We start from the raw sequence: 25379 nt of genomic DNA, 5'->3' as shown, positions 1-25379 counted from the left end.
GCGTCATATTCTCAGTCTAGTGACCATATGTGTCAACAGTCACGATTCATGGAACATCCAGCGTTTCAAGCTCAACGAAGAAGTCGCCGTCATAGATGACTAAAACCAAAAATATGCTCAAATCACCTCAATTGACAGGAAGTGACTATTGCGTAATATGGTCACAAATATCCTCGATTGAAGGAATCTCAATGCCTCCCCTCCGTCCAATTGCTCTTTTGGTCATCACCGGCTTATTGGCAGGTTGCGCGGTCGGTCCGGACTACCATCGTCCAGACGCTCCGCTTTCGGATCATTACTTGGGTCAGCCTTCTGTCGAACAGCGGCGTGGAGCGACGCCAACCACCCTTGTAGCTTGGTGGGAAGGCTTTGGTGATCCAGTGCTAACCGACTTCATCGCCAAGGCGCTTGAGCAGAACCTGGACCTGGCGCAGGCGTCGGCGCGAGTCACGCAGGCAAGGGCCGGACTAGGTGCTGCAAATGCCGCTTTACTGCCCTCGGGGAACATCAGCGGACAGGCCGCGCGCTCCTACCAGTCAATCGAGACGCCGCTCGGCCAGGTGCTGAACTCAACGTCTGGCTATGATCGGTACGGAAGCTCCTACGAGGCCAACCTCGATGCCAGCTGGGAGGTGGACGTCTTTGGCGGACTGCGACGCGAACGCGAGGCTGCACTGGCCGAGTACCAGGCTTCCGAGGCGGGTGTCGCTGCCACACGATTGGCCATCGCCGCGCAGACCGCTGATATCTACATCACTATCCGCGGACTGCAGACCCGGCTGGACATTGCGAATCGGCAAGTCAAAACGCAGCAGGGGCTACTAGAGAAAGTCCAATTGCTCTACAGCAAGGGCCTCGCCGCCGACTATCAGGTTCGTCTGACTGAGGGGGCACTATCGCAGGTCCAAGCGACAGTACCGGCCCTGCAGGCCGGCCTGGATGCTGCCATGAATGCGCTGGATGTCATGCTCGGCACACCGCCAGGCACTCACCGCACGCAATTGGCAAATACGGGGAGCATTCCTGTAGCGCCGCAGTTAAAGGCGATGGGAACGCCGGCCGATTTGCTGCGTCGCAGGCCAGATCTCATTGTGGCCGAGCGCCATCTCGCAGCCTCAAACGCACGCATCGGGGAGGCGGTTGCTGAGTACTACCCGAAATTCTCCCTGAGCGCATTGCTGGGCAGTGCCACGGCTGTATCCGCAGGCAACCTTTTTACCGGCGGCGCCAGCCAGTCGGCGGGCGTATTGGGACTGCGCTGGAGACTCTTCGACTTCGGTCGCATAAACGCCCAAATCGATCAAGCCAAGGGACAGGAAGCCGAAACCCTGGCCGCTTACCGTCAGTCTGTGCTGCGCGCCACCGAGGATGTCGAGAACGCGTTCTCCTCACTGGTAAATCGGGAAGCTCAAGCAACCACCCTCAGCGGGGGGGAGGCGTCCCTGACGCAAGCTCGCCAATCGTCGTTCATTGCCTATGAAAAAGGCACGGCCAGTCTGATCGATGTCCTGCACGCTGACGAAACGATGCTGCAGGCTTCCGATGCCCGGGTGCAAGCGCGAACGGAATCGGCACGAGCGGCGGTCGCGGCATTCAAAGCGCTTGGTGGTGGCTGGCAACCTCCTGAAGCCCAGTCTGTTGCGACACGATGACCTGACCAGGCGAGCTCAATAGAAACCAACCGGAGTACAGCGAAATGAAATCGAAGGAGAATTCCTGGGTGCTCATCACCGGAGCATCAAGCGGATTTGGCAAAACGCTATCGGCGCAGTTGCGCGAACGCTTCGGCGTTGAAGTGTTCGTCGAACAAGCAGACCTGTCCTCGATCCCGGTGATCATCTGCATGAGCGACTCCGCGAACGCAATATAGTGATCGATGCGCTCATCAACAATGCCGGTCATGGATTGCAAGGGCCTTTCCTGGATCAACCTCTGGATGAGTCCCTGGCGTAGATTGATTTGGATATCGCCAGCCTGACAGCCCTGACACGCTTTTTCGCCGCCGACATGAGAGCCCGCAAACGTGGGCAAATCCTGATGGTCGCAAGCTTGCTGTCCTTCTTGGGCGTGAAGAATTTCGGCGTTTACTCTGCCGCGAAAGCCTATGCTCTTCGCTTCTCTGATGCGCTTCATCGTGAGCTGAAAAATGACGGCGTCGTCGTTACTGCACTTTGCCCTGGGATGTCAGATACCGGATTTGCAGAAAGCGCCAAACAACCCGGCCTTGAAAATGGTGATGATGCAGCCTCAACCCGTCGTGCGTGCAGGAATCCGCGCCCTGCAAGTCGGACGCGTGAGTGTCGCCCAAACGGGGTCGATCTGTAGCCTGCACCAAGATACCGGCGTTAAAACCCAGGGCAGTGTCGTCACCCGTGCTTTGAGTTTTCCGTCATTGCGACCAAGGCTAAGCGGATTGGGCACCATACCGGAAATTTCACCACCGATACGGTTGATGGTCGGACCGAAACCGATCGAAACTTTGTCGTTGAAGGCATTCAAAGGTCAAGGCATGAGGCTACGCAAGATGAGGTTGGAGGTAAGCGTGGGCGCCTTCTCGACAAAATCGAGGTTGTACTGCAGCAGCAAGGGGTTAACGAATGGCCGTAGCGCGAGATGTATCGCTTCTACTGTCTCGTCCAGCGGAGTCTTGCGTTCAAATTCGCCAATCTCTCGCCCCTCTCGCACGATTTGCAACACGAAGCTTTTGATCTGTGCGTCATAAACCTGCGAACTGGGCCAGCTTTCCGACGCCGCGAACGCTGCAATGTCATAGAGTTTTCGGTCGTTAAAAAACAGATTCACACCTGTGGCGATCACTGTTTTGACCAAACGTCGAAAGCGCTCCGTCGGCGACAGGTCTTCTACATTGATAGCCTGCTCCACAGCCGCGACGATTTCTGCCAGACAATTTGCGCAGATGGCTTCACCGATCGCCTGCTTGGAATCAAAAAATTTGTAGATGTAGGCCTTGGAAAACCCGATGGCCTTGGCCAGGTCGGAAACCGTGGTTTTGCCATAGCCGTATTGACTGAAGTGTTCGTTGGCCGCTGCGACAATTTGATCGCGAATCTCGTGATCAACTGGGCCACGGGAGCTGGGCGAAGATGAAGATATTGATGGCTGATTCATGGAAATAGCTTACTCACCCTATCGAGGACCTACAGATCGTGACCAAATAAACATATAGTCACAAGTCTAACGTTTGGAAACCACAGTTCATCAGCTTTGAAACGAGCTGACGTTTTGATTACGTCCAACACGGCGCACTAGCGTTCCAACAGCTCATTGTCGCTAACGCTAGACAGCTTTATCTCCTTTGCCTCGTGCTGATGACGAAGCTCTGCCCAGTCTATAAGGGCAGTCATGGCCGGGCCGAGTGCATGACCCAGCACCGTTAGCGCGTACTCCACCCGCGGCGGCACCTCTGGGTATACGGTACGCTGAACGATGTCGTCCTGCTGAAGCCCTTTCAATTGCTGAATGAGCATCTTCTGCGTGACATCGGGAATGAGCTTCTCCAGTTCGGAGAATCGAAGCGGCCGGCCTTTAGCGGCCATCAACTCATTAATGATCACAATTTTCCATTTGCCCTCCAAAACGCGAAGCGTAGCGTTTATAGCGGCAGACCAGGCCTGCCGCCGTAAAGGGTTCTCACATTCCCACTCACGCGCCATCGATACTTACCTTTTGGTGGGTTACAGACTAAATCGTCGGTTCTTGCGGATACTGCAGTACTGATACTAACGTATCCGGACTTTGAATCTCTGGAGGCATTATGAAAATCGCGATCGTTGGCATTGGATCTATCGGCGGAACCCTTGCCCGCAAGCTTGTCACTGCTGGCCACGAGGTCAGCGTCGCCAACTCTCGCGGAAAAGACTCGGTAAGCGCTTTTGCCAAGGAAGTGGGTGCTATTGCTTGCGATCTGAACGATGTCTTCGACGGCGCCGATACTGTGATTATTTCCATCCCCCAACCGGCCATGGCGGCTCTTCCTAAGAACCTGCTGGCCGCATTGCCATCTTCGGTTCCAGTGATCGACACGAGTAATTACTACCCAGGCCTGAGAGACGAGCGCATCGCTGCTTTGGAAAATGGTCAAACGGAGAGCGTCTGGGTTAGCGAGCAGCTTGGCCGACCGGTGATCAAGGCATTCAATAATATTCTGGCTTATTCGCTAGAGAATCTTGGTAAGCCAAAAGGTGCGGAAAACCGTCTGGGAGTCGCCGTTGCTGGTGACGATGCAAATCATAAGAATCTCGTAATGCAACTTGTCAATGAAGTTGGATTCGAGCCAGTCGACAGTGGCAGCCTGGAGGACTCATGGCGTCAACAACCCTGTACGCCAGCGTACTGCTGCGATTACACCGCTGATGAGATGCGTCCCGCGTTGAATGCCGCAGTCAAGGGAGTCGCAGCGCAGAAGCGAGAGGCATTCAATGCGCAACTCTCTGCCCTGTTCGCCAAAAATCCCTCTCATCATGACGTAGTTGAATTTAATCGGAGCTTCAACACGGTAAGCTGAATTCGTCGTCACCGATCTAACCAGAAGCCACGCCTTGATATCCATCGAAAATTCCACCCAGAGCCGGTGGTTTTGTGGGGAGGGGGTAAAAACGACCAAAAATAAAAAAGGGTCGCGAGATAAAATCTCGCAACCCCTTGAATTATATGGTCGGGACGGAGTGATTCGAACACTCGACCCCTAGCACCCCATCTCCTTTTTCATACTTCTTGAAAGCTTCCAAAATTTTACTCTGGATTTTACTAAGCTAGTATTTACTTGAGCTCCAGCGGTGTTCTGCTCCACGAGAGTCCAGCAACGTCCATCAAGAGCCGATGGTTTTGTGGGGGGAAAAGTAGGGGGAGTCCATTTTATGGCCAAAATCACCATCAAAGAACTCGAATAGCTGACCGCCGATGATGCCGGCCGAATCCTCAAGGAAGATGGCAATCTCGCCGGTCGAATTTCAGTCCGTAAGGACGGTGTGTTGGTCAGCTTTTCTATCGCTATCGGTGGGGCGAGCAGAACAAAGAGTACGCCTGCGGGTCCTGGCCGCGCAAATCCCTGACAGACATCCGTAACGCTCGCAACCAGGCTCGAGCACTCATCGATGAGCAGATCAATATCAACGAGCAAAAGAAAACCGCCAAGGCACAGGCATACGCCGTAGCTGGGGGTCAGCTTGGACGTCATCGATCGTTGCCAAAACCATGTGTTCAGGCTGTATGTTCTCGACGTGCCCCCCCCCCCGCCCTGCAAGACTGGGACTGATTCGAACTCACCAATAACTCGGCGTACGATCGAAGCCCCCTTTCAATTGCCTGAGCCCGACGCGCTGAAACCACACCAATCTGATTATGACAATCTGGCTCGCTAGTTACCGCTCAACGGCGTAACGCAAGATGCTGCGTGGCGAGTACACCCGATCTGAAAAGACGTGCTCCGCTCTGCATTCCTTGACCTTGCTATGGCGGTGGAAAAGTTATTTGACGGTCGCAGAGGCATATTGATCGAGAAGTCTTTCTAACCTTTTCGACTAAAAAATAACGGCATGACTCAATCAGATGGCGTTTAGCCAGTTTGGGTTGATAAGATTGCGCTCTGAATACATTCAACCTGTATATCAATACAGTACCGTGGATTTTCCTGGCCAGGATGGCGAAGTTAGCTACTCACTGGCCAATCTTGTTTTCCAAGATTGGAGTTGCTGTGAACGCGAAGCTCGATTTTGACGCATCAAAGCTCTACGAAGCCCTGAAGTACCAAATCCACGTAGCGATCGACTACTGCCATACCCTTGATAAGGACGATGTCCTTTGGATCGAGGTGTTTGGCGATGTCACCGTCGAAGGCCGTGATCAGGTTGAGGTTAAGGAGTACAGCGACAGCCTGACCGACAGCCATGAAAACCTCTGGAACACTCTCAATAATTGGCTAAAGCCTGATTTCAATCATCAGCAATACGCCAACCTGATCCTGCTGACGACTCAAGCCTATGGTGAGCGAGCAGCTATCAAAGATTGGAATCAGTGGAATGCTGATCAGCGTCTGGCTACGCTGGAAAGTATCCTACAAGATGCCGAGGCTCGCTTCGAAAAGGCCAAGCAGGAAAAAGAGGCAACTGCTGACCAAAGCGAAGAAGGTGGTACAGGAGGAAAAACTCCTGGGCCTTCTAAGGCGCTGACCCTACAGCGTAAGGTGATGGCAAAAGCCATGCGTGAATCGCTGATGGAGGCCCTGCCCAAGGTCAAGATCATCACCGAGCAACCTGACCTGCTTGGCTTGATCGCCAGGTACAAAAGGGCCCATCTTAAAAGTATCCATGAACATCGCATGGACGACTTCTTGAATGACCTCTTTGGCTTCATGACCAACGCCGTCAAGGTCACAGAAGGATGGCGGTTCACCACCGCGGAATTCGACAGCAAATTCACAGAGCTCACCGCCCGCTACCTGATTGGCTCGGTGAAGTTTCCCAGTGTCAACACTGAGGAGATCGAGCGGGAAGCTGCTGAGATGAATGTGCGTGACCGCATTTACGCTCAAAAGCTAGATGAGATCGGCGGCGAGGAGGAGCTTATTCTTGAGGCAACTGCCGATCTACTTCATGCCCACGAATACATTGCCGAGCTGATCAAGGACTGCACCACGTCACAGAGCGACGTGGAAAGCTACAGCAAAAACCATATGCGCACCCATAGTGCCAGCAGGGCAAAACTGATGATCGGTTGCGACGAAACCTGGTCGGTTTCGAAACTGAAGCAGGAATCCCTCAAGTTCTATTACGCGCGCTGTGAATTGGATGTCGTGGGCTTTCGAAACTACGAAGACACTCCCATTGAGTTCCGCAATGGCATCTACCACATGCTCGCAGATGCGGTGCCCGCAAGCTCAGCGAAGGAGTTTCACTGGAGGTTATGGAAATGAATGCAAAACCCATTGAACACCTTTTCACGCTTCAGCGCTCCCCCATCGCACTGGCACCGGTGATCCACAACTTCTTCGCCCACTCCGAACCTAGGGAACGTGACCTGCTATTGAGTTATCTGGTGCTGCCCATGGTGCTGTACCCGGCCATGCAGACGTACCTGCTGGCCGTGAGGAAGACCAGCAACCTGCGCACGCTTTGCAAAGAGCAGTCGCGGCTCGTGGGGCTTACCCACAACACTCAGCAGTTCAAATCCCTCACCAACGCAGCTCTACTTGTCCTTCAAGCAGAGCAAAGCATCGAGATCACCGACGACCTAACTGTTAAGTCGGTCGGGGACGTCAGGGCGTCCAATACCAACCCCAAACAACTTGAAGCCGCCCGCCGGCTTTCCATGGTCTGCGCAGAGGCAGACGTCGTTTCCATCTACAGGACGTTAGGATTCAAGTCTCTATGAAATGCTTTCTGCGGTACATCGGCGTAGTCGACACTCAAGAAAAAATTCACAAGGTGCGACTGGAGCCTGGGCTCAACGTCATCACTGGCAAGTCATCCACTGGAAAAAGTGCGATCCTGGAAATATTCGACTATTGCCTCGGCAGCACCGAAGACACAATTCCGGTGGGCACGATCACTGAGCGCGCAGAGACATTTTTCATTGCGTTGCAATTTCCCAGCTACTTCATCGTGGCAGCACGCAAGAAAAAATCCGACCGCTGCTTTTTGCTTGAGGTGCAAGGCTCCGACCCAGATCAATTGCTCCAACTAATCGAGCAACCCAAGGCCTTCTTCGATCCCAAGCACTACATGCCACTGGCAGACTTCAAGAAAAGCCTCGGGCGCTATTTTGCGATCACTCTGGAAAACATCGACGAAGACCCGTACCTGAAAGCGGCCGGCCGCAACAAATCTGCCACTCCATCGGTACGCAGTTTTTCCTCCTTCATGCTCCAGCATCAAAACCTAGTGGCCAACAAACACGCGATTTTCTACCGCTTCGATGAGAAGGAAAAACGTGACCAGGCGATCAATCACTTCAAAATTCTGATGGGTCTTGTGGACGAAGCTTATTTCGATCTGTACCGGGATCATGAGGTTGCCAAGCACGAACTCAAAAAAATCCAGGCGCAGATTCCCAAGCAAGCTCAGCGCAAAGAAGCTGCGATCGCTCGTTACAACCGTTACCTGACCGAATTCAAGTCCCTGGCAGGTCTTCCTCTAGTCGATGCCACGGCTGAGGACATCTACAGCAAACCCGCGACGATGCTGAAGATGATTTCCGGGCGTTCCGTCAAAATAGACGTGCTCTCAGATCAGGTTGAAATGCGTCGGGCTGAACTTCACTCTCAACGAATTGCTGCGCTGATCGAAAAGCGCAAGCTGCAGGGACAGATGAGGCTGGTCACTGAGTCTCTGACTTCTGCAACACAATTCAGCTTGAGTATGACCGCTGAGACACTGCCCGACTCCATTGAGCTGTCCGAAGCTCATTGCCCGCTTTGCGAGACTCACACCAGCACCCCCGCTATGGAAGCCAACAAGCTCGTAGGTGCTATCGAGTGGTTGAATGACGAGCTCAAGCTGTCCGCCTATGCCCGGGAGAGTTTCGCTGCAGAGCGCCGAAACATTCAGGACGCGCTCGATAAGGCGAACGCAGAGCTGCGTCGTATCCAGGCCGACATCCAGCCACTCGATGAAGAAATTGCCAAGCTCAAGACATCCAAATCGATCGATGAGCAGGCCACCAAGGCCAAGCTTCGGCTTGAAATCGCCATTCAAGATCAGTTGGACAAACCTGAGTCGGAGCTGGCGACTGAAGAAAAAAAACTGCGCACTGAGGTTGATCGCCTGGCCGGTCTACTTGAGAAATACGACATCAAGGACAGGTTGAAAACGTTAAGCAATGAGATCGACGCCAAGATGTGTGAGCTTGGCAACCACTTCGATTTCGAGGAAACGTACAAGCCTTCGAAGCTGCGCTTTGACGTCGAAACGTTCGACCTTTGGTATCAGCAGAATCAGAACACTCGGGTTTACCTACGCTCGATGGGCAGCGGTGCGAACTGGTTGTACTCTCACCTCGCCTTGTTCATGTCCCTGCACTACCAGTTCGCGGCGCTGTCGAACAAAGGGTGCAAGATCCCACCGATACTGTTCCTTGATCAGCCCACCCAGGTGTACTTCCCTGCCTCACTGGATGACGCAGAGGATTTTGATGCTCAAGAGCTTTCAAAACAGGCCAAGCGTGAAGACGCAGTCGACGCAGACATGAGTGCTGTGACCAACATGTTCACTCAGTTGGCCAAGTTCTGTGATGAAACCGGCAAGAAGACAGGCGTAACTCCGCAAATCATCGTCTCGGACCATGCAGATAGACTGACCCTAGGCGAAGGTTACAAGTTTCCGGACTATGTCCGGGCTACATGGAGAACGCGGGGATTCATCGCCGACTAGTAGTCTTCATCCTGAAGGGGGGATTTACTCCCCCGTTTCCTGATCAGGCCACAGTAGTTGGTGCATCAATCATTACGCCTGAGACCGGAGGGAAGAAATTCCTCTCATCCCGCTCATCGATACTCGGCCTGTTACCAGAGCTGACAACTTGTCGTCAAAGCCCAAACGCGGCGCCTGATGTAATAAAGAACATTCAACGACTTGCCACAGGCGTGCTTGCGACCGGATAGGACAAAAAAATCAGGTAGCCCACACGTCGACGTGCCGGCCACCGCGCTTTTCCATTACGTTGCTCCTCAGATGTGTTGACCGGCTAAATCCAGTTTTTTGAGATATTCGCGCAGCGGGTCGAATCCAGATAGATTCCCGACCTACTTACCTTTGGTGCCCATGGTGCCCGCAGCCGTATTGACCAACAGCGGCAGCACTACCGTCATCATCACAAGTGCCCTGCTGGATGCGCTGATCACCCCGCCCCTACTCTGCACAATTACTGGCGATTATCGAAATATCTGCTTCAAATATTGGTAATGTGCTTTCGACGGCGATCCGTACGGTGCTGATCGTTCCCTTTATAGATCTCCCACTGCTTCAGGCTAATTGCGGCCTAAGCCGCGTCCGCGGTAGCAGCTAGCTCTGTAAAACCATGGTTTACTAAGACTGCTAATACCATCGAATCCGGCGAGCGAAACATCTAAACCCGCATGCTACTGATTTGGCCAGCCTGCCGCCTCCGCACTAAAACCGTCCGCGTACTCCCGCTTGGGTGCATTGCTATCTCTCATCTCGATTCCCTATACATCTGAAGCTTCCAACTTGTTACCGTACGTGGAATCGAGGCAGGGTCAGTTTGTTCTCGCTCAGCGATACAGATGCCTACCCATCGATATTTTCTTCCAGTCAGGACGGGAGACGTGGAAAGGCGCGAAACGGCAACTGCGATGTATCGCTTGCCGCAACATCACGATCAAAGTCCGCACGCGTATAGTCGCGCGGGTAATAAGAGAAGCTCTTCAGGTAGAAATATGCGTCTGCATCCATGTAGCGCCTAGACAACTCCAAGCTTGCGGCCTCAGCCGACTTTGCGTCGAAATCATGGCTGAGATGAATCATTGATATCCCGCTGTCGTTCGCGCTCCTTGGGTCGACCGGCGCAGCACCGCTCCTCGACCATTCACGTAAAAGAATGTCCGCAGTTTTCGGTGGGCCATAGGCCACGACCGGGCCAACCGAGACACCGGTAATCGAACCCTTGTGATCATCGAGAAACGAACGCGTTTCTTCTAAAGTCTTGGTCGTTTCCCCGGCATAAAGCAAGACATTGACCTTGGCGGCGATGCCGTGATCGCTACATGCCTTGAGCAAAGTAGACGCTCGCTCTAAGTAGCGATCCGGATTGGGCGATTTGCGCATGTTCAGGATTTGCGTCGGCGACGCTGTTTCGAGCCCGAGATCGAGTACCTTCATGCCTGCCTCAGCGAGACAGGCGATCGTTTCAGGCGTGAGCGCATCGACGCGGCTTTCCGTCCGCCACTGGACATTGAGGCCCGCTGCCCGAAAGGCATTCGCTAGGCCTGTTCCCCATTTCTCATTAGGCGCGAACATCGATGACTGGAAATAGGGTCGGATCTTGCTGTCACCATACTGGCTAGCGACCGCTGCAAATGCACTGGCAATCTGCTCCGGCGCACGTAGTTTCTCAAGCCGGATATCTCGCTCCTCGCAGAAGGCGCAGCCCATTCCGCACCCGCGCGATGCCTCGATACTCGGTTGATAGCGCTCGAAACCTGATATCAAGGGATGCTTCAGGACGAAATCTGGTGTTGGCGCAGGCAGGCGGCGCAAGTCCGGCGAGCTCGTGAGGAGGCTTGCTATAAGCGGTTCTGCCAGCCCTGGGACGAGCAGGTTCGCTTCGGGCAGTTTCGCATGCAACCAGTCAGGATCCGGCCCAACTACCCAACGTCCCCCAACAATGATTTTGGCGTCTGGATCAATGCTACGCACCAGCCGGCAAAAAGTCTGCGCCCAAGGAAGAGCATAGAAACTGGGGATGGATAGCATTATTGGCAACCGAGACGGAAATACGCCTTTTTCGAGCAGCACGCCAAGCACCTCGGCGGGTTCGCTGTGCTCGCCATGCAACAGCAGGGTCTCGGTCCCCATGGCATCCAGGATCGTTGCCAGCGATAATGCACCGTAGTTGAGATATAGCTGCCGGCGCGCAAGCATATGATCGCGCTTCTTCGGCGATAACATACCAGCAGATACGAATGCAACCGTATTCGAACGCTTCATTAAGTACCACTTCCTTGTGTTTGAGCAGAAAGGACGCATATGCCATTTATAAGTATCGAGGGCATCGACGGCAGCGGAAAGACCGAGCAGGTTAAGCTACTTGTTGAGCATCTGAGAAGCGCCGGTCAATCGGTGCTACAGACAAAGGAACCGGATGGTGGACAACTGGGTGCGGAAGTGCGGGCGATCCTGACACGACCCGACCGCCGACTCGATCCCGCAGAGCAGCTCTTGCTGGTGAGCGCTGCTCGATTTGATCACGTACAGAGTATTATCCGGCCAGCATTAGCGAATGGCCAGTGGGTCATCTCCGATCGCTTCATCGATTCGACTTACGCGTTTCAGGTTGCGGTATCCGATGTCGACCTGCACCAGTTGTTCTGGTCGACCCGCGACATCGTCGTGGGATCCACACTCCCCGATCTGACGATCATCCTCGACCTTCCGATCGAGGTCGCAAGGAATCGGCGGGGCCAGCGTCACGACGGCGTTGCCGACCCGGCGGAAGCGACGCGGGATTTCGCGGCCATCCAAGACGCGCTACTAACGGTGGCACTTGAGAACCCGAGACGCTGTCATCTAATTGACGCGGACCAGTCGCCAAGTGCGGTTGCACGCGATATCTGGCAATTGGTCGAACCTTTGCTGCGAGACTCTCCGGCAACGCACTAAACGGCCGTGGCACGTCGCCTCAGATCTACTTATACCCGGAACACCTCATGAATCCGCAAACCCGAAATCTGCTTATCCAGCGTGTGATTGACTCGCTTGGCATCTTAGCACCTGGCTCTATCTTCGAGCGTTTTGGGGTCATCCTGATTGAGCGAATGAACGATGTCAGGTTGGTGCAGCGCGGTTCGTCAGTAGGTGGCAGCCCCGTCGGGGGAGCGCTGGATGCCGTTTCCGAAGATGGCCGGATCGTCGTCGAGGCGTCGATCGTGAAGGGTTATTTTTCGGGCGCAATGAAAAAGCCTTGGAGCGATCTCGACCACACTCTCGCGCTGGCACCATTGGCCCAAGACATCTATCTACTGAGTTCGCAGCGCGCAGAAACTGGCGTAATCGAAGCGATGGTAAATGCGGCCCTCCAGCAGGATCGCATGGTCGGGCGACGCCTCCACCTGATGGACAGCCGCGCTATCGCCGAGGCCATCATTGACACGCTGATGCTACGGGACGACGCGATCGACGACCTGGCCCAACATCTACCCGTCCTGGCCGAGATCCGCGATGACCACCCCGCATCATTGAACGCTCCGCCGCTGAGCACGCTTTATGTTAAGAATGAAGCGATTGACGCAGAACTGGACAGGCTCCTAGAAACAGCCCCGTGTGTCGAGATCGGCGGCATTGGCGGCATTGGCAAGTCACAAGCCGCAGCCGCCTGCCTACTGCGTAGCGAACGCCGTTTCGAGTACAGGTTCTGGGTCAGCGGTCGCGACATCGACAGTGTCGAACGGCTCTCGTCGGTTCCGGTCCAGCGCGGCGGTGCCGAGCGTAACGTCAGTGCGCTGCTGCGCAGGAACCGCACATTCCTAGTCGTAGACGATGCAAACCCGAGCCTCGTGGTCGAACAGTTAGCCGCATTATGTGGACCGAACTCTCGGATTCTGATCACCCGGCAAAACCCGTCACCTGGAGCGTTCGCTATGCCTACCATGAAAGAGCTACAGGCTCGCGAATTGCTTGGTAAGGGGCTTGATACCCAGCCATCTATGGAGGAGTTCCAGACGATCTGGGGCGCAGTCGGCGGTCACCCTCTGAGCTTGGTGATGCTTAATGCCGCTGCGCACGAGGGCGTGTCGTGGAACGAACTAGCCGAGGACTGCGCTAATGTCGCTAATCTTCAAATTGACGGCGCACGGCTCGCTGACCGTATTCTCGGACGGCTGAAACCGGCGTTAGGGGAGGAGCTGTGCCTGTTCCAGTGGGCAGGCCAGAGTCACTGCGATCGCGCGTTCTTCAAGTACGTTGTCGGAACGTTGCGCTTGAGATCATTCGAACGTCATGGACTTACCGCGCCCGAGAGCGAAGCGTCGATCCGCATCCACGATATCGTCTTTACGGCCCTGAACTCGTTGAATTGGCTAACCGACGAGAAGTCACGACAAATCGACGCTAAGCTCGAGGCGTTCATTCTCAGGCAGATCAGTGAGGACGGACATGGCCTACAACTGATCGCATCGCAGTTGAAGGGCAAGATCGCCAGCAATGTCGAGAATGGTGATCGACGGCCGGCTTTCCTATACACCTTGTCGATGGTCTGGATGGGTAGCGCCATTAAGATCCATTTGCTGCCCAACCCAGTAGAAGAGGCACAGCGGCTGAAGTCGTTGGGCGCGACCAACAACGACGTAGCCATCCTGGTAGTCCTCGAGTCGATCGAAGCAACGGAACGCTATCTGCGTCAAACGGCAGGGAACGCGGCTGCCGTCAAATGGTTAGGAACGGTCGTGCAAGCCTATGGCGACCTTGCAACCATGGCAGACCTTGGTGCTCGTCAAGCCGCTGAAATCAAACACCACCATGCAAAGACTCTACGCGGCTTGGGGAAACATGCTGAAGCCGAACGCTTGTTCGAGGAGGTAGTAGCCAGCCATTCGCTGAATGACGCCAAACTTCAACTGATAAGGTTTGCCGGTTTCAGGGATCAAAGCTATGAGACGGCTAAGCAATATGCGTCAGAGATCATCGCTGAGAAGCTGGACACCGGCAGCGTGTCTCCCTCACTGCTGATGGCACTAGGTGACGCGCTCAATGGTGCGCGTCAATCCTGGGCGGGCGAACTCATCGAACAGCATGAAGAGCTGTTTCTTTCGGAAGCGCTGTACAGTGCAGCCATCGGTATACCGCAAGGCTATCACTCTGTCGCGAGCTTCGTCCGTGCGATGGTCTGGCACGCACCGGAGCGGGTCGAAAGCGTACTGGCGCGCCTGCCCGAACCAACACCATTGATGCTGGACGATGACCAGAGCCGCGGTTCCTATGCGGAGATCATGTTGCTCGCAGCGGGCGCCGACGACAAACCCGTTTACCTGAACCGTGCTCTAGAAGCTTTTGAGACGCTGAAAGCGCCGGCCCCCTATCAGAAGCGCAAATGGGGCGAGACGCTTTACAAACTTGGTCGCTACGCGGAGGCGGAGACTATCCTCGAGACGATCAAAGACAAGAGCGGCCGGATCTGGTTGGCTCATAATCTGTCACAGGTGAAACTCGAACTGGATAAGCTCGAGGAAGCTCTTGCTCTCATTAATGAGTCCATTGCGGGGGCGATCGGCGTGAACAAAAAATACCGCAGCAGCTTCCTTCTGCAGCGCGTCAAGGTGAAGATCAAGCTAAAACAGGATCCAGCCGGAGATATCGCCGAGGGCCATCGATACACAACCAACCCGGGCCTTCTCGATCAGTTTTCCGCGTTCTGACCTTAGCGTGCCCGAGCTTTGTGTAACCAGGGTTGAACTCAGTTCAGGGAATAGGTAACTCCGAACTGGATGATAAAACGAGCGACCATGCTGCGCATACCGCCAGAGTTGATGGGCGTGGTGCCGCAGAACGCAGACGGGCATGACGTGACGTGACTCAGGCATTGACTATAAATTATTAGCTTGGGCCAAGGCAGGCGAGGCTGCTGCAGATCAATGAATGGCTGGGCCGAGCAGTAATCTGCTTTACCCCGTTCGAGGTGCATGACGGCAATGGAAACTGAGCCAGCATAGACAGAAAAGCCGCCCTCTTTGGTGGCTTGTTTAGGCGGGGCTCTGTGATAGAGGCCTAGGTCCGAGGCACCTTACATTGCTGCCTCTTCCTCGGCTGTGGTTCCGCACCACTCACAGCTGTCGCCGAAGGATTCGTCGTAGGCTCCTTGGCTGACAATTTGACCATCCTCCTTGGCCAAGGAGTCCTGTTCGACGCAATCATTACACAGGGTCACGGTCGGGTATTGTTCGGCAGCACGATCGGACTGCATATCTCCAAAGACGGTACATGTTTTCATGGATATGGCTCCTAGATCGTGATGGCCCAGTGTAGCCACATTTGCGGCTTCGAGGACACCGGGCATTGATAGTCTGTTGTAACCCATTCGCGCCTACCGTACCCCCCGGGCTACGTAGACATCTCTTTGCCTTGAATTTGATTCCGACCTCAAAAAAAGTCCATTCAGATGCTCTGTCGCCCAAATGCCAGCTCTAGTGACCTTTAGGATTAGCCAAAGCGAATACCCGCTCGTCGAGTGTAGTCAATAGTGAAAATCCACTGTGGATCGAAACACAGGCGCTCAAACACTCCCCGTCGTGCGCTACCTTAGAACTTCATACTCATCACGACGCGACTAGGAACCATGGAATGAATCGCAAGCAGTTTCTGGAACAGCCGGACGTGCTCGGCCTCATCGAGTGGCTAATCGAAAACCTCCCCACTCTGCCGGTGCATCTGAAGGTCGCGCGCAGCAGGTTTGTGCGCAAAGCGATCGACTGCAAGGTTCAAGGAATCGAAGCGGTTCAGGCGGAATACCAGTGGGGCGGGAACTGGGAGACGGTCAAGGCGGAGCTGCGCCGGCTGCGCATTCGCTTGCGCCTGGCGGTTCGCGCCCGCGATGAGTTCGCCACGCATGGAGCCTGCGAAGCAATCCTAGCGTGGGGAAATGTCGATGGCGCCGTCGGATTCCTCAAGGAGCAAATGCACGATAAGAACTTGGTGAATTACCTAAAGCAGTGCCAGGCGCTTCTCGCGCTGGATCGCAAGCAGCAGCTCAACCACCTCACCAAGCAGAACATCCTAAGATTCGACTCGGGCATGACTAAGATCCATGCCCTGCTCGACACCACTGGCTCTCCCATCTATGACGGCCGGGTCGGTGCCGCCATCGCGCTGCTCTACCACCTGTACCGCCAAGGCACCGGCACCACTGCGCCGCAGACACTGGACTTCGCCTGGGGGCCAGGGATCGGCGACCAGATTCGAAACCCAAAACACTTAAAGCTTGGCTACAACGGTACACCGCAACTCTCCACCACCAGTCGCCACCTTTGGGCACGGCGCCAGCTCCAATTAGGTTGGATCATCCGCGCGGTACTAGAAGGGTCCGAACTATTCGCCAAGCAGCCTCAGCTGGTAGACCGCTGCCACGCCTTTGAAGCTGGATTGTTCATGATGGGCTATGACCTACGCAGTCTAGTCCCCGACGGCTATACGATCCCAGTGCCGCCCAAGCCTAACTACCGGGTACGCAGGATGACCCGAGCGACCTGAGATAAACAAGCTGATGGTTGACCTGTATGTAGTTCTCAATAAGCAGGAAAATAGTCTTAAACACTCAAAAACGTCAGGACCTGAAGAGAAAGACCAAACAACATTGGTAAAGAGACCACGCGTGAGCGCCACAGCCTGCGTCCGCCCACGCGGAAGCCGTGAGGATTCCACCCAGAGCCGGTGGTTTTGTGGGGGTAAAAACGACCAAAAATAAAAAAGGGTCGCGAGATAAAATCTCGCAACCCTTTGAATTATATGGTCGGGACGGAGTGATTCGAACACTCGACCCCTAGCACCCCATGCTAGTGCGCTACCGGACTGCGCTACGCCCCGACTAGGCGTTAAACCCGTTCCTCTTCTCGAAGAACGCTCAAGAATATATCGCAAGCTTTTGAAAACTGGAAGTATTTAAAAGCAGGAATTTATTTCTTGAGTACCACCAGAACATCCTCCAACTCGGCAATCATCTGGCGGATCATTTGCTTGTACTGGGTCGTGTCGTCTTTGGCTTCATCGCCGGACAAACGCAAGCGTGCGCCGCCGATGGTGAACCCCTGATCGTAAAGAAGCGCGCGGATCTGCCGGATCATCAGCACGTCTTGTCGCTGATAATACCGGCGGTTTCCGCGGCGTTTGACGGGGTTGAGTTGAGGAAACTCCTGCTCCCAGTAGCGCAGCACGTGTGGTTTTACCGCACACAGCTCGCTGACTTCACCAATGGTGAAGTAGCGTTTGCCTGGGATGACGGGAAGTTCGTCGTTATGACTTGGTTCCAGCATAAGCCTCAACTCGGGCCTTCAACTTCTGCCCTGGACGAAAGGTGACCACACGGCGAGCCGTGATCGGGATTTCTTCACCCGTTTTCGGATTGCGGCCAGGCCGCTGGCGTTTGTCCCGAAGGTCGAAATTGCCGAAACCGGACAATTTGACTTGTTCGTTGTCTTCAAGAGCGTGCCTGATTTCCTCAAAAAACAGTTCGACCAATTCCTTGGCCTCCCGTTTATTCAGGCCCAGCTCTTCATACAGACGTTCCGCCATCTCAGCTTTCGTCAGAGCCCCCATACGTCACTTCCTTAACGTGGCGTTCAACCTTTGTTCGAGCGAGGTGAGGATGTTTTGCGTCGTGGTATTCACCTCATCGTCATTAAGAGTGCGCGATGGATGCTGCCAGGTCAAGCCGACTGCAAGGCTTTTTCTATCAGGATCAATGCCTTTACCCTGATACACGTCAAATAGCCTTAGGTCTGTCAGCCATTCGCCTGCATTTTCACGGATTACGTCCAGTACAGCACTGGCTGCGACGTCTTTTTCGGCGATCAGTGCAAGATCACGACGTACTTCAGGAAAGCGCGATAACTCCTGGAATTTAGGCATTTTACCCAATGCCACTTCGGCCAAAACCAGCTCGAAGACGAAGACTGGACGGTCGAGACCGAGAGTTTTCGACAATTCAGGGTGAATAGCGCCGACGAAACCGACCAAGCGACCTTCACGTTCGATACGCGCGGTTTGACCCGGGTGCAACGCAGGGTGTTTGCCCGGCACGAAAGTGAATGAATCCAGTGCACCGGCGAAGCCCAGCACCGCTTCCACATCGGCTTTGACGTCGAAGAAGTCCACCACATCGCGACCTTGTGCCCAGCCTTCCGGCAGACGACTACCGCAAACAACACCCGCCAGCATCGGCTCTTGCTTCAGGCCTTCCAGCTGACCGACGAAACGCAGGCCGCTTTCGAACAGACGCACGCGATCCTGTTGACGGTTCAGGTTGTGCTGGAGCGCCTTGACCAGGCCCGGCCACAAGGACGAGCGCATGGCGGCCATGTCGTTCGAAATCGGGTTGGCCAACAACAGCGGTTCGACTCCTGGATTAAACAGCTCAAACTGTTTCGGATCGATGAAGCTGTAGGTGATCGCTTCCTGATAGCCACGAGCCACCAGCAGACGGCGCAGCTCAGGCAGATCGCTCCGCGCTTCAGCCTTGGCCTGCGGCGCCAGACGAGCTTGCGGGTAACGAACCGGCAGACGGTTGTAACCATACAGGCGAGCCAGCTCTTCGATCAGATCGACTTCCAGGCTGATGTCGAAGCGATGGCTTGGCACTTCAACGCGCCACTGCCCTGCCCCATCGGCAGAAATCTTCAGACCCAAGCCACTGAGCAGTCGCTCGACTTCGGCCGAATCCATTTCCATACCCAGCATCTGAGTGATGCGTTGCGCACGCAGCGTAACGGGTGCAATCGACGGCAGGTGCTGCTCGCTGACGGTTTCGATGATCGGGCCAGCTTCGCCGCCAGTGATGTCCAGCAGCAGGCCGGTGGCGCGCTCCATGGCTTCACGGGCCAGTTGCCAGTCCACGCCACGCTCGTAGCGGTGCGAGGCATCGGTGTGCAACCCGTAGGAACGGGCCTTGCCAGCGACAGCAATCTGATCGAAAAACGCGCTTTCCAGGAACACATCGCGAGTGGTCGCGGTATTGACGCCGCTGTGCTCGCCACCCATGACGCCGGCGATGGCCAAGGCGCGGGTATGGTCGGCAATCACCAGCGTATCGCTACGCAGGCTGACTTCCTGACCGTCGAGCAGTACCAGCTTCTCGCCTTCTTCAGCCATGCGCACGCGGATGCCGCCATTGATTTCGGCGAGATCAAATGCATGCAGTGGTTGGCCCAGCTCCAGCATCACGTAGTTGGTGATGTCGACGGCAGCGTCGATGCTGCGCACGTCACCACGACGCAGACGCTCGACCATCCACAGCGGCGTGGGCTTGGACAAGTCAACGTTACGGATCACACGACCCAGGTAACGCGGGCAAGCAGCTGGCGCCAGCACTTCGATCGAACGCACTTCGTCGTGCACAGCTGGCACGACAGCAACCACCGGGCGGGTGACTTCGGCGGCGTAGAGTGCGCCGACTTCACGGGCCAGACCAGCCAGGGACAGACAGTCGCCGCGGTTCGGGGTCAGGTCAACCTCGATGCTGGCGTCGTCCAGGCTCAGGTATTCACGAATGTCCTGACCGACCGGCGCATCGGCCGGCAATTCCATCAGGCCATCGTTGCCTTCGCCGACTTGCAGCTCGGCTTGCGAGCACAGCATGCCGTTGGACTCAACGCCCCGCAGTTTGGCTTTCTTGATTTTGAAGTCGCCTGGCAGTTCAGCACCAATCATGGCGAACGGGATCTTCAGTCCCGGGCGCACATTCGGCGCTCCGCAAACGACCTGGAAAGTCTCCGAGCCATTGCTGACCTGGCAAACGCGCAGCTTGTCGGCATCCGGGTGCTGCTCGGTGCTCAGCACCTCGCCCACCACCACACCGGTAAATTCGCCGGCGGCCGGCGTAACGCTATCGACCTCAAGACCGGCCATCGACAGACGAGCAACCAGCTCGTCACGACTTACCTGCGGGCTTACCCAGCCACGCAGCCATTGTTCACTGAATTTCATCCTGCTCTCCTAAGAATTCGTTACGACTAGCGAAATTGCGCGAGGAACCGCAAGTCGTTGTCGAAGAACAGACGCAAGTCGTTCACGCCGTAACGCAGCATGGCCAGACGCTCAACACCCATGCCGAAGGCAAAGCCCGAAAACTCTTCCGGGTCGATCCCGGACATGCGCAGCACATTCGGGTGAACCATGCCGCAGCCCATGACTTCCAGCCAGCCAGTCTGCTTGCAGACACGGCAGCCTTTACCGCTGCACATCACGCATTCCATGTCGACTTCGGCGGATGGCTCGGTGAACGGGAAGTACGAAGGACGGAAACGCACGGCCAGTTCTTTTTCGAAGAACACGCGCAGGAACTCTTCGATGGTGCCTTTCAGGTCGGCGAAGTTGATATCACGGTCGATCAACAGGCCTTCGACCTGATGGAACATCGGAGAGTGGGTGATATCGGAGTCGCTACGGTACACACGGCCTGGGCAGACGATGCGGATCGGCGGCTGTTTCGATTCCATGGTGCGGACCTGTACCGGCGAGGTATGGGTGCGCAGCAACATGTTGGCATTGAAATAGAAGGTGTCGTGCATCGACCGGGCCGGGTGATGGCCTGGGATGTTGAGTGCTTCGAAGTTGTGATAGTCGTCTTCGACCTCAGGGCCTTCGGCAATGCCGTAGCCGATGTGAGTGAAGAACTGTTCGATACGTTCCAGAGTGCGAGTAACCGGATGCAGACCACCCGAGGCCTGGCCACGGCCAGGCAGGGTCACGTCAATGGACTCGGCGGACAGTTTGGCGGCCAGGTCGGCCTCTTCAAACAGTGCCTTACGCGCATTGAGAACCTCTGTGACACGCTCCTTGGCAACGTTGATCAGGGCGCCGACTTGCGGACGCTCTTCTGCCGGCAAATTCCCCAGGGTCTTCATCACCTGAGTCAATTCACCCTTTTTGCCAAGGTAGTGAACCCGGATTTGCTCCAGGGCATTGATATCTTCAGCGCTTTGCACAGCCTCTAGAGCTTGAGAGACGAGCGCATCCAGGTTTTCCATGTACAGACTCCAGATACAAAATAGGGGAAGAGCTTGAAGGCTCTTCCCCTATTTATGACGTTTAACACCTGACCCCACAGAGGTGAGGCCGGGTGACTGTCGGGGGTACTTAAGCCAAGGTGGCTTTAGCTTTCTCGACAATCGCAGCAAACGCCGCTTTTTCGTTCACTGCCAGATCAGCCAGAACCTTACGGTCGATCTCGATGGACGCTTTTTTCAGGCCGGCGATGAAACGGCTGTAGGACAGACCGTTGATACGTGCACCAGCGTTGATACGAGCGATCCACAGAGCGCGGAACTGACGTTTTTTCTGACGACGGTCACGGTAGGCGTATTGGCCTGCCTTGATTACCGCTTGCTTGGCAACACGGAATACGCGCGAGCGAGCGCCGTAGTAGCCTTTAGCAAGTTTCAGAATTTTTTTGTGACGTTTACGGGCAATGACGCCACGCTTTACACGAGCCATGAGTTACTTCCTCTATTCTTGACTAAATTAACGAAGGCGCAGCATGCGCTCGACTTTTGCCACGTCACACGGTGCCAGCAAGCTGCTACCGCGCAGTTGACGCTTACGCTTGGTCGACATTTTAGTCAGGATGTGGCTCTTGAAAGCGTGCTTGTGCTTGATACCGTTAGCAGTTTTCAGAAACCGCTTAGCAGCACCACTTTTAGTTTTCATTTTTGGCATGTTCGGATACTCCGCATTCAGTTGATAAACATAATCAGAAGGCCTGCCGTGCCCTATTGATTACTTCTTCTTTTTCGGGGCGATGACCATGATCAGTTGGCGTCCTTCCATCTTAGGATGCTGTTCGACCGAACCGTACTCGAGCAAGTCACCTTCAACTCGCTTGAGGAGTTCCATCCCCAGCTCCTGGTGGGCCATCTCACGGCCGCGGAATCGCAAGGATACCTTGGCCCTGTCCCCATCACTCAGGAAACGTACCAGGTTGCGCAGTTTTACCTGGTAATCCCCTTCCTCCGTCCCTGGACGAAACTTGATTTCTTTAACCTGAATCTGCTTCTGGTTTTTCTTGGCCGCGGCAATCTGCTTCTTCTTTTCGAAGATCGATTTGCCGTAGTCCATCAGTTTGCAAACAGGGGGTACTGCATCGGCGGAAATTTCCACCAGATCCAGTTTGGCCTCTTCAGCCTTAAGAAGCGCGTCTTCAATTGACACAATCCCAAGCTGTTCACCTTCAGCCCCAATTAACCGAACCTCGCGTGCCGAGATATTCTCGTTGATCGGGGCCTTCGGTGCAGCTCGTTTATCTTGTCTCATTTCACGCTTAATAGTAATTACTCCGAATCTGGGCGACCACGCCGGGAAACCGCTTGAGCGAGGAACTCGGCGAACTGGGCGACGGGCATCGAGCCCAGGTCAGCACCTTCACGAGTACGCACAGCGACAGTCTGCATCTCGACTTCCCGATCTCCGATAACCAAGAGATAAGGAACCTTGAGCAAAGTATGCTCGCGGATTTTAAAGCCGATCTTTTCATTTCTCAAGTCAGACTTGGCACGAAATCCGCTTTCGTTGAGAGTTTTTTCAACCTCAGCGGCGAAATCAGCCTGTTTATCAGTGATATTCATGATCACTGCCTGGGTCGGAGCCAGCCACGCGGGGAATGCACCCTCGTAGTGTTCGATCAGGATTCCGACGAAACGTTCGAAGGAGCCAAGGATCGCCCGGTGCAACATAACCGGGTGCTTGCGACTGTTGTCTTCAGAGACGTATTCAGCTCCCAGACGGACAGGCAGGTTAAAATCGAGCTGAAGGGTACCACACTGCCAGACGCGGCCAAGGCAATCTTTCAGCGAGAACTCGATCTTCGGACCATAGAACGCACCCTCGCCCGGCTGCAGATCGTACGGCAGGCCAGCGCTATCAAGGGCTGCAGCCAGGGCAGCTTCGGCGCGATCCCACAACTCGTCGGAACCGACGCGTTTTTCCGGACGAGTGGACAGCTTCATCTCGACGTCTTTGAAGCCGAAGTCGGCATAAACGTCCATGGTCAGCTTGATGAACGCGGCGGATTCGGCCTGCATCTGCTCTTCAGTGCAGAAGATGTGGGCGTCATCCTGAGTGAACGCACGCACACGCATGATGCCGTGCAGCGCACCCGATGGCTCATTACGATGGCAAGCACCGAATTCGGCCAAGCGCATTGGCAACTCACGGTAGCTTTTCAGGCCCTGGTTGAACACTTGCACGTGGCAAGGGCAGTTCATCGGCTTGATGGCGTAGTCGCGGTTTTCCGACTGCGTGGTGAACATGTTGTCGGCGTAGTTGGCCCAATGCCCGGACTTCTCCCACAGGCTGCGGTCAACGACCTGCGGAGTTTTGATCTCCAGGTAACCGTTGTCGCGCTGAACCTTGCGCATGTATTGCTCGAGCACCTGGTACAGAGTCCAGCCGTTCGGGTGCCAGAACACCATGCCCGGCGACTCTTCCTGGGTGTGGAACAGGCCCAGACGCTTGCCGATCTTGCGGTGATCGCGCTTCTCGGCTTCTTCGATGCGCTGGATGTAAGCCGCCAGCTGCTTCTTGTCTGCCCATGCCGTGCCATAAACGCGCTGCAATTGCTCGTTCTTGGCATCGCCACGCCAGTAGGCGCCGGACAACTTGGTCAGCTTGAAGGATTTCAGGAAGCGCGTGTTCGGCACGTGCGGACCGCGGCACATGTCGACGTATTCTTCGTGATAATACAAGCCCATGGCCTGTTCGTTCGGCATGTCTTCGACCAGGCGCAGCTTGTAGTCTTCGCCGCGGGCCTTGAACACTTCGATCACTTCGGCGCGCGGAGTGACTTTCTTGATCACCTCGTAATCTTTTTCGATCAGCTGCTGCATGCGCTGTTCGATGGCGGCCAGGTCGTCCGGAGTGAAAGGACGTTCGAAGGCGATGTCGTAATAGAAGCCTTCTTCGATGACCGGACCGATGACCATCTTGGCCGTCGGGTACAGCTGCTTGACCGCATGGCCAACCAGGTGGGCGCAAGAGTGGCGAATGATCTCCAGCCCCTCTTCATCCTTTGGCGTAATGATTTGCAGCGTAGCGTCGCTGCCGATGATGTCGCTGGCGTCGACCAGCTTGCCATCGACCTTGCCGGCCACGGTGGCTTTGGCTAGACCTGCACCAATGGATGCGGCGACCTCGGCTACGGATACCGGGTGATCGAATGAACGTTGACTGCCGTCGGGAAGAGTAATAGTTGGCATGGCGCCTCCTCTCCTAGTGGTGACCCCTACCAAAGGTCACGTGGGTTGGGATGAGCCAGTACAAGATCCGATCCAGGCCATTCAATGACGAACGCCTGCCTTACAGCGGCAGGAGCCTTGCGGCCAACCGGAAAACCGAACCAGAGTGACTGGGATTCAAATCAGGGTTATTCGCACATTTGCCGCTACCGGGACTGAAGGTCATCCGGAGCCTGCAAACGCCCGAGCCAGGCATGCTAGCACAGATGAACGGTCGTCGATGCACCGAGGCTTGGTCTTGGGGCAAATCGGGCAATTTTATGCCAGAGTGCTGAACTAGAACCCTGCTTTACCCCTCAGATAACAAGACATTGACCCACAAGGAGCATCCCAGCATGCATCTGAAACGTTTATTCGCAGTCGTCGCCCCCATCGTTTTGCTGCTGCCATTGGCCGCCCATGCCGATTGGCCGAAGGGCGAACGCGAGAAATACATGGCTCAGTGCACTCAGGCAGCCACTCCGCAGATCGGTGCTGCAGCAGCGAAGGCTCACTGCGCTTGCGGTGCTGATTCGATAAAGTCTTACCCGGCGGCTGATATCCAAGCGCTGATGGACAACAAGGCTGCCCCGGAATTGCAGCAAAAAGCACTGGCGCAGATAGCCAAATGCAAGGCCAATGTACCGGCGAAAAAGTGAGAAAAAAGTCCTTTTGACTCGGATCAACGCTGATAAAAAGTGATGGATTTGAGCTTTTT

21 protein-coding genes, 1 tRNA gene and 3 pseudogenes are annotated in these 25379 nt (G+C 55.1%); 11 read left to right on the top strand and 14 right to left on the bottom strand.

The window, feature by feature from the left end; all coding sequences use genetic code 11:
• Positions 1–191 precede the first annotated feature (191 nt).
• Positions 192–1652, top strand: coding sequence for an efflux transporter outer membrane subunit (locus tag DFS28_RS29980; RefSeq protein ID WP_111452663.1), 1461 nt, complete (start codon positions 192–194; stop codon positions 1650–1652).
• A gap of 44 nt (positions 1653–1696) precedes the next feature.
• Positions 1697–2302 (top strand): annotated as a pseudogene (locus DFS28_RS29975) (SDR family NAD(P)-dependent oxidoreductase); the annotation flags it as partial.
• Here the strand turns inward: DFS28_RS29975 and DFS28_RS29970 are convergent.
• The 3 genes and pseudogenes from DFS28_RS29970 to DFS28_RS29960 all read right to left on the bottom strand — a co-directional run.
• Positions 2288–2493: pseudogene (locus tag DFS28_RS29970) on the bottom strand (outer membrane protein transport protein); the annotation flags it as partial. The pseudogenes DFS28_RS29975 and DFS28_RS29970 overlap by 15 nt on opposite strands.
• 9 nt (positions 2494–2502) lie before the next feature.
• Entirely contained in the window at positions 2503–3129 is a 627-nt protein-coding gene (locus DFS28_RS29965; RefSeq protein ID WP_111452662.1) for a TetR/AcrR family transcriptional regulator, read from the bottom strand.
• A gap of 137 nt (positions 3130–3266) precedes the next feature.
• A complete protein-coding gene (locus DFS28_RS29960) occupies positions 3267–3674 on the bottom strand; it encodes a helix-turn-helix domain-containing protein (protein WP_111452661.1) in 408 nt (135 codons plus the stop codon).
• Between the two features lie 101 nt (positions 3675–3775).
• Between DFS28_RS29960 and DFS28_RS29955 the strand changes: the two genes are divergently transcribed.
• The 5 genes and pseudogenes from DFS28_RS29955 (at position 3776) to DFS28_RS29935 (ending at position 9386) form a co-directional block, all read left to right on the top strand.
• Positions 3776–4525 carry an NADPH-dependent F420 reductase gene (locus DFS28_RS29955; RefSeq protein ID WP_111452660.1) on the top strand — a complete coding sequence of 250 codons (750 nt, stop codon included), beginning with the start codon at positions 3776–3778 and terminating at the stop codon, positions 4523–4525.
• 385 nt (positions 4526–4910) lie between these two features.
• Positions 4911–5185 (top strand): annotated as a pseudogene (locus DFS28_RS31000) (integrase arm-type DNA-binding domain-containing protein); the annotation flags it as partial.
• Positions 5186–5713: 528 nt separating this feature from the next.
• Complete coding sequence (locus DFS28_RS29945) at positions 5714–6931, top strand: hypothetical protein (protein ID WP_111452671.1); 1218 nt, start codon at positions 5714–5716, stop codon at positions 6929–6931.
• Positions 6928–7389, top strand: a complete 462-nt coding sequence (locus DFS28_RS29940) for a three component ABC system middle component (RefSeq protein ID WP_111452659.1) — start codon at positions 6928–6930, stop codon at positions 7387–7389. The genes DFS28_RS29945 and DFS28_RS29940 overlap by 4 nt, the downstream gene beginning before the upstream one ends.
• Positions 7386–9386: a DUF3732 domain-containing protein gene (locus DFS28_RS29935; protein WP_111452658.1), complete on the top strand. Its 2001-nt coding sequence runs from the start codon at positions 7386–7388 to the stop codon at positions 9384–9386. Before DFS28_RS29940 ends, DFS28_RS29935 begins: the two co-directional genes overlap by 4 nt.
• 900 nt (positions 9387–10286) lie before the next feature.
• On the opposite strand, the gene DFS28_RS29930 is transcribed toward DFS28_RS29935, so the two are convergent.
• A complete protein-coding gene (locus DFS28_RS29930; protein ID WP_111452657.1) occupies positions 10287–11681 on the bottom strand; it encodes a radical SAM protein in 1395 nt (464 codons plus the stop codon).
• A gap of 39 nt (positions 11682–11720) precedes the next feature.
• On the opposite strand from DFS28_RS29930, the gene tmk reads away from it, so the two are divergent.
• On the top strand, positions 11721–12353 hold the full coding sequence (gene tmk / locus DFS28_RS29925) for a dTMP kinase (RefSeq protein ID WP_111452656.1): 633 nt from the start codon (positions 11721–11723) through the stop codon (positions 12351–12353).
• Positions 12354–12400: 47 nt separating this feature from the next.
• Positions 12401–15103 carry a tetratricopeptide repeat protein gene (locus tag DFS28_RS29920; RefSeq protein WP_111452655.1) on the top strand — a complete coding sequence of 901 codons (2703 nt, stop codon included), beginning with the start codon at positions 12401–12403 and terminating at the stop codon, positions 15101–15103.
• A 365-nt stretch (positions 15104–15468) separates the two neighbouring features.
• On the opposite strand, the gene DFS28_RS29910 is transcribed toward DFS28_RS29920, so the two are convergent.
• Positions 15469–15675 carry a hypothetical protein gene (locus tag DFS28_RS29910; protein ID WP_111452654.1) on the bottom strand — a complete coding sequence of 69 codons (207 nt, stop codon included), beginning with the start codon at positions 15673–15675 and terminating at the stop codon, positions 15469–15471.
• Between the two features lie 350 nt (positions 15676–16025).
• Between DFS28_RS29910 and DFS28_RS29905 the strand changes: the two genes are divergently transcribed.
• Complete coding sequence (locus DFS28_RS29905; RefSeq protein ID WP_111452653.1) at positions 16026–16931, top strand: hypothetical protein; 906 nt, start codon at positions 16026–16028, stop codon at positions 16929–16931.
• A gap of 256 nt (positions 16932–17187) precedes the next feature.
• Here the strand turns inward: DFS28_RS29905 and DFS28_RS29900 are convergent.
• The 9 genes from DFS28_RS29900 to thrS all read right to left on the bottom strand — a co-directional run bounded on the left by DFS28_RS29900 (position 17188) and on the right by thrS (position 24643).
• Positions 17188–17264, bottom strand: a tRNA-Pro gene (locus tag DFS28_RS29900).
• A gap of 89 nt (positions 17265–17353) precedes the next feature.
• Positions 17354–17710, bottom strand: coding sequence for a MerR family transcriptional regulator (locus DFS28_RS29895; protein ID WP_003179985.1), 357 nt, complete (start codon positions 17708–17710; stop codon positions 17354–17356).
• A complete protein-coding gene (ihfA, locus tag DFS28_RS29890) occupies positions 17691–17993 on the bottom strand; it encodes an integration host factor subunit alpha (protein WP_002553164.1) in 303 nt (100 codons plus the stop codon). Before ihfA ends, DFS28_RS29895 begins: the two co-directional genes overlap by 20 nt.
• A gap of 3 nt (positions 17994–17996) precedes the next feature.
• Positions 17997–20378: a phenylalanine--tRNA ligase subunit beta gene (pheT, locus tag DFS28_RS29885; protein ID WP_111452652.1), complete on the bottom strand. Its 2382-nt coding sequence runs from the start codon at positions 20376–20378 to the stop codon at positions 17997–17999.
• Between the two features lie 26 nt (positions 20379–20404).
• Positions 20405–21421: a phenylalanine--tRNA ligase subunit alpha gene (gene pheS / locus DFS28_RS29880; protein WP_111452651.1), complete on the bottom strand. Its 1017-nt coding sequence runs from the start codon at positions 21419–21421 to the stop codon at positions 20405–20407.
• Positions 21422–21530: 109 nt separating this feature from the next.
• Complete coding sequence (gene rplT, locus DFS28_RS29875) at positions 21531–21887, bottom strand: 50S ribosomal protein L20 (protein ID WP_007905879.1); 357 nt, start codon at positions 21885–21887, stop codon at positions 21531–21533.
• Between the two features lie 27 nt (positions 21888–21914).
• Complete coding sequence (rpmI, locus tag DFS28_RS29870; protein WP_008145659.1) at positions 21915–22109, bottom strand: 50S ribosomal protein L35; 195 nt, start codon at positions 22107–22109, stop codon at positions 21915–21917.
• A 60-nt stretch (positions 22110–22169) separates the two neighbouring features.
• Positions 22170–22721, bottom strand: a complete 552-nt coding sequence (gene infC, locus DFS28_RS29865) for a translation initiation factor IF-3 (RefSeq protein WP_169857083.1) — start codon at positions 22719–22721, stop codon at positions 22170–22172.
• The gene (thrS, locus tag DFS28_RS29860; RefSeq protein ID WP_111452650.1) at positions 22721–24643 is read right to left on the bottom strand and encodes a threonine--tRNA ligase; all 1923 of its coding nucleotides are present in this window, start codon (positions 24641–24643) and stop codon (positions 22721–22723) included. Before thrS ends, infC begins: the two co-directional genes overlap by 1 nt.
• Positions 24644–25017: 374 nt before the next feature.
• Here thrS and DFS28_RS29855 point away from each other — a divergent pair, with 374 nt between their 5' ends.
• Positions 25018–25320, top strand: a complete 303-nt coding sequence (locus DFS28_RS29855; protein ID WP_111452649.1) for a hypothetical protein — start codon at positions 25018–25020, stop codon at positions 25318–25320.
• The last annotated feature ends 59 nt before the right edge of the window (positions 25321–25379 follow it).

Origin of the sequence: Pseudomonas sp. 478, assembly GCF_003254125.1 — a bacterium.
In the GTDB taxonomy this organism is placed as follows: domain Bacteria; phylum Pseudomonadota; class Gammaproteobacteria; order Pseudomonadales; family Pseudomonadaceae; genus Aquipseudomonas.
This window is presented reverse-complemented; position numbering and strand designations above follow the sequence as displayed.

Bases quoted from the DNA above. Each gene is read 5' to 3' on its own strand.
- DFS28_RS29935 (WP_111452658.1), top strand. From the start codon at position 7,386: ATGAAATGCTTTCTGCGGTACATCGGCGTAGTCGACACTCAAGAAAAA.
- DFS28_RS29965 (WP_111452662.1), bottom strand. From the start codon at position 3,129: ATGAATCAGCCATCAATATCTTCATCTTCGCCCAGCTCCCGTGGCCCA.
- thrS (WP_111452650.1), bottom strand. From the start codon at position 24,643: ATGCCAACTATTACTCTTCCCGACGGCAGTCAACGTTCATTCGATCAC.
- DFS28_RS29920 (WP_111452655.1), top strand. From the start codon at position 12,401: ATGAATCCGCAAACCCGAAATCTGCTTATCCAGCGTGTGATTGACTCG.
- pheS (WP_111452651.1), bottom strand. From the start codon at position 21,421: ATGGAAAACCTGGATGCGCTCGTCTCTCAAGCTCTAGAGGCTGTGCAA.
- ihfA (WP_002553164.1), bottom strand. From the start codon at position 17,993: ATGGGGGCTCTGACGAAAGCTGAGATGGCGGAACGTCTGTATGAAGAG.
- DFS28_RS29955 (WP_111452660.1), top strand. From the start codon at position 3,776: ATGAAAATCGCGATCGTTGGCATTGGATCTATCGGCGGAACCCTTGCC.
- rplT (WP_007905879.1), bottom strand. From the start codon at position 21,887: ATGGCTCGTGTAAAGCGTGGCGTCATTGCCCGTAAACGTCACAAAAAA.
- DFS28_RS29980 (WP_111452663.1), top strand. From the start codon at position 192: ATGCCTCCCCTCCGTCCAATTGCTCTTTTGGTCATCACCGGCTTATTG.
- DFS28_RS29930 (WP_111452657.1), bottom strand. From the start codon at position 11,681: ATGAAGCGTTCGAATACGGTTGCATTCGTATCTGCTGGTATGTTATCG.
- tmk (WP_111452656.1), top strand. From the start codon at position 11,721: ATGCCATTTATAAGTATCGAGGGCATCGACGGCAGCGGAAAGACCGAG.
- DFS28_RS29905 (WP_111452653.1), top strand. From the start codon at position 16,026: ATGAATCGCAAGCAGTTTCTGGAACAGCCGGACGTGCTCGGCCTCATC.
- DFS28_RS29940 (WP_111452659.1), top strand. From the start codon at position 6,928: ATGAATGCAAAACCCATTGAACACCTTTTCACGCTTCAGCGCTCCCCC.
- pheT (WP_111452652.1), bottom strand. From the start codon at position 20,378: ATGAAATTCAGTGAACAATGGCTGCGTGGCTGGGTAAGCCCGCAGGTA.
- DFS28_RS29855 (WP_111452649.1), top strand. From the start codon at position 25,018: ATGCATCTGAAACGTTTATTCGCAGTCGTCGCCCCCATCGTTTTGCTG.
- DFS28_RS29895 (WP_003179985.1), bottom strand. From the start codon at position 17,710: ATGCTGGAACCAAGTCATAACGACGAACTTCCCGTCATCCCAGGCAAA.
- DFS28_RS29910 (WP_111452654.1), bottom strand. From the start codon at position 15,675: ATGAAAACATGTACCGTCTTTGGAGATATGCAGTCCGATCGTGCTGCC.
- rpmI (WP_008145659.1), bottom strand. From the start codon at position 22,109: ATGCCAAAAATGAAAACTAAAAGTGGTGCTGCTAAGCGGTTTCTGAAA.
- DFS28_RS29960 (WP_111452661.1), bottom strand. From the start codon at position 3,674: ATGGCGCGTGAGTGGGAATGTGAGAACCCTTTACGGCGGCAGGCCTGG.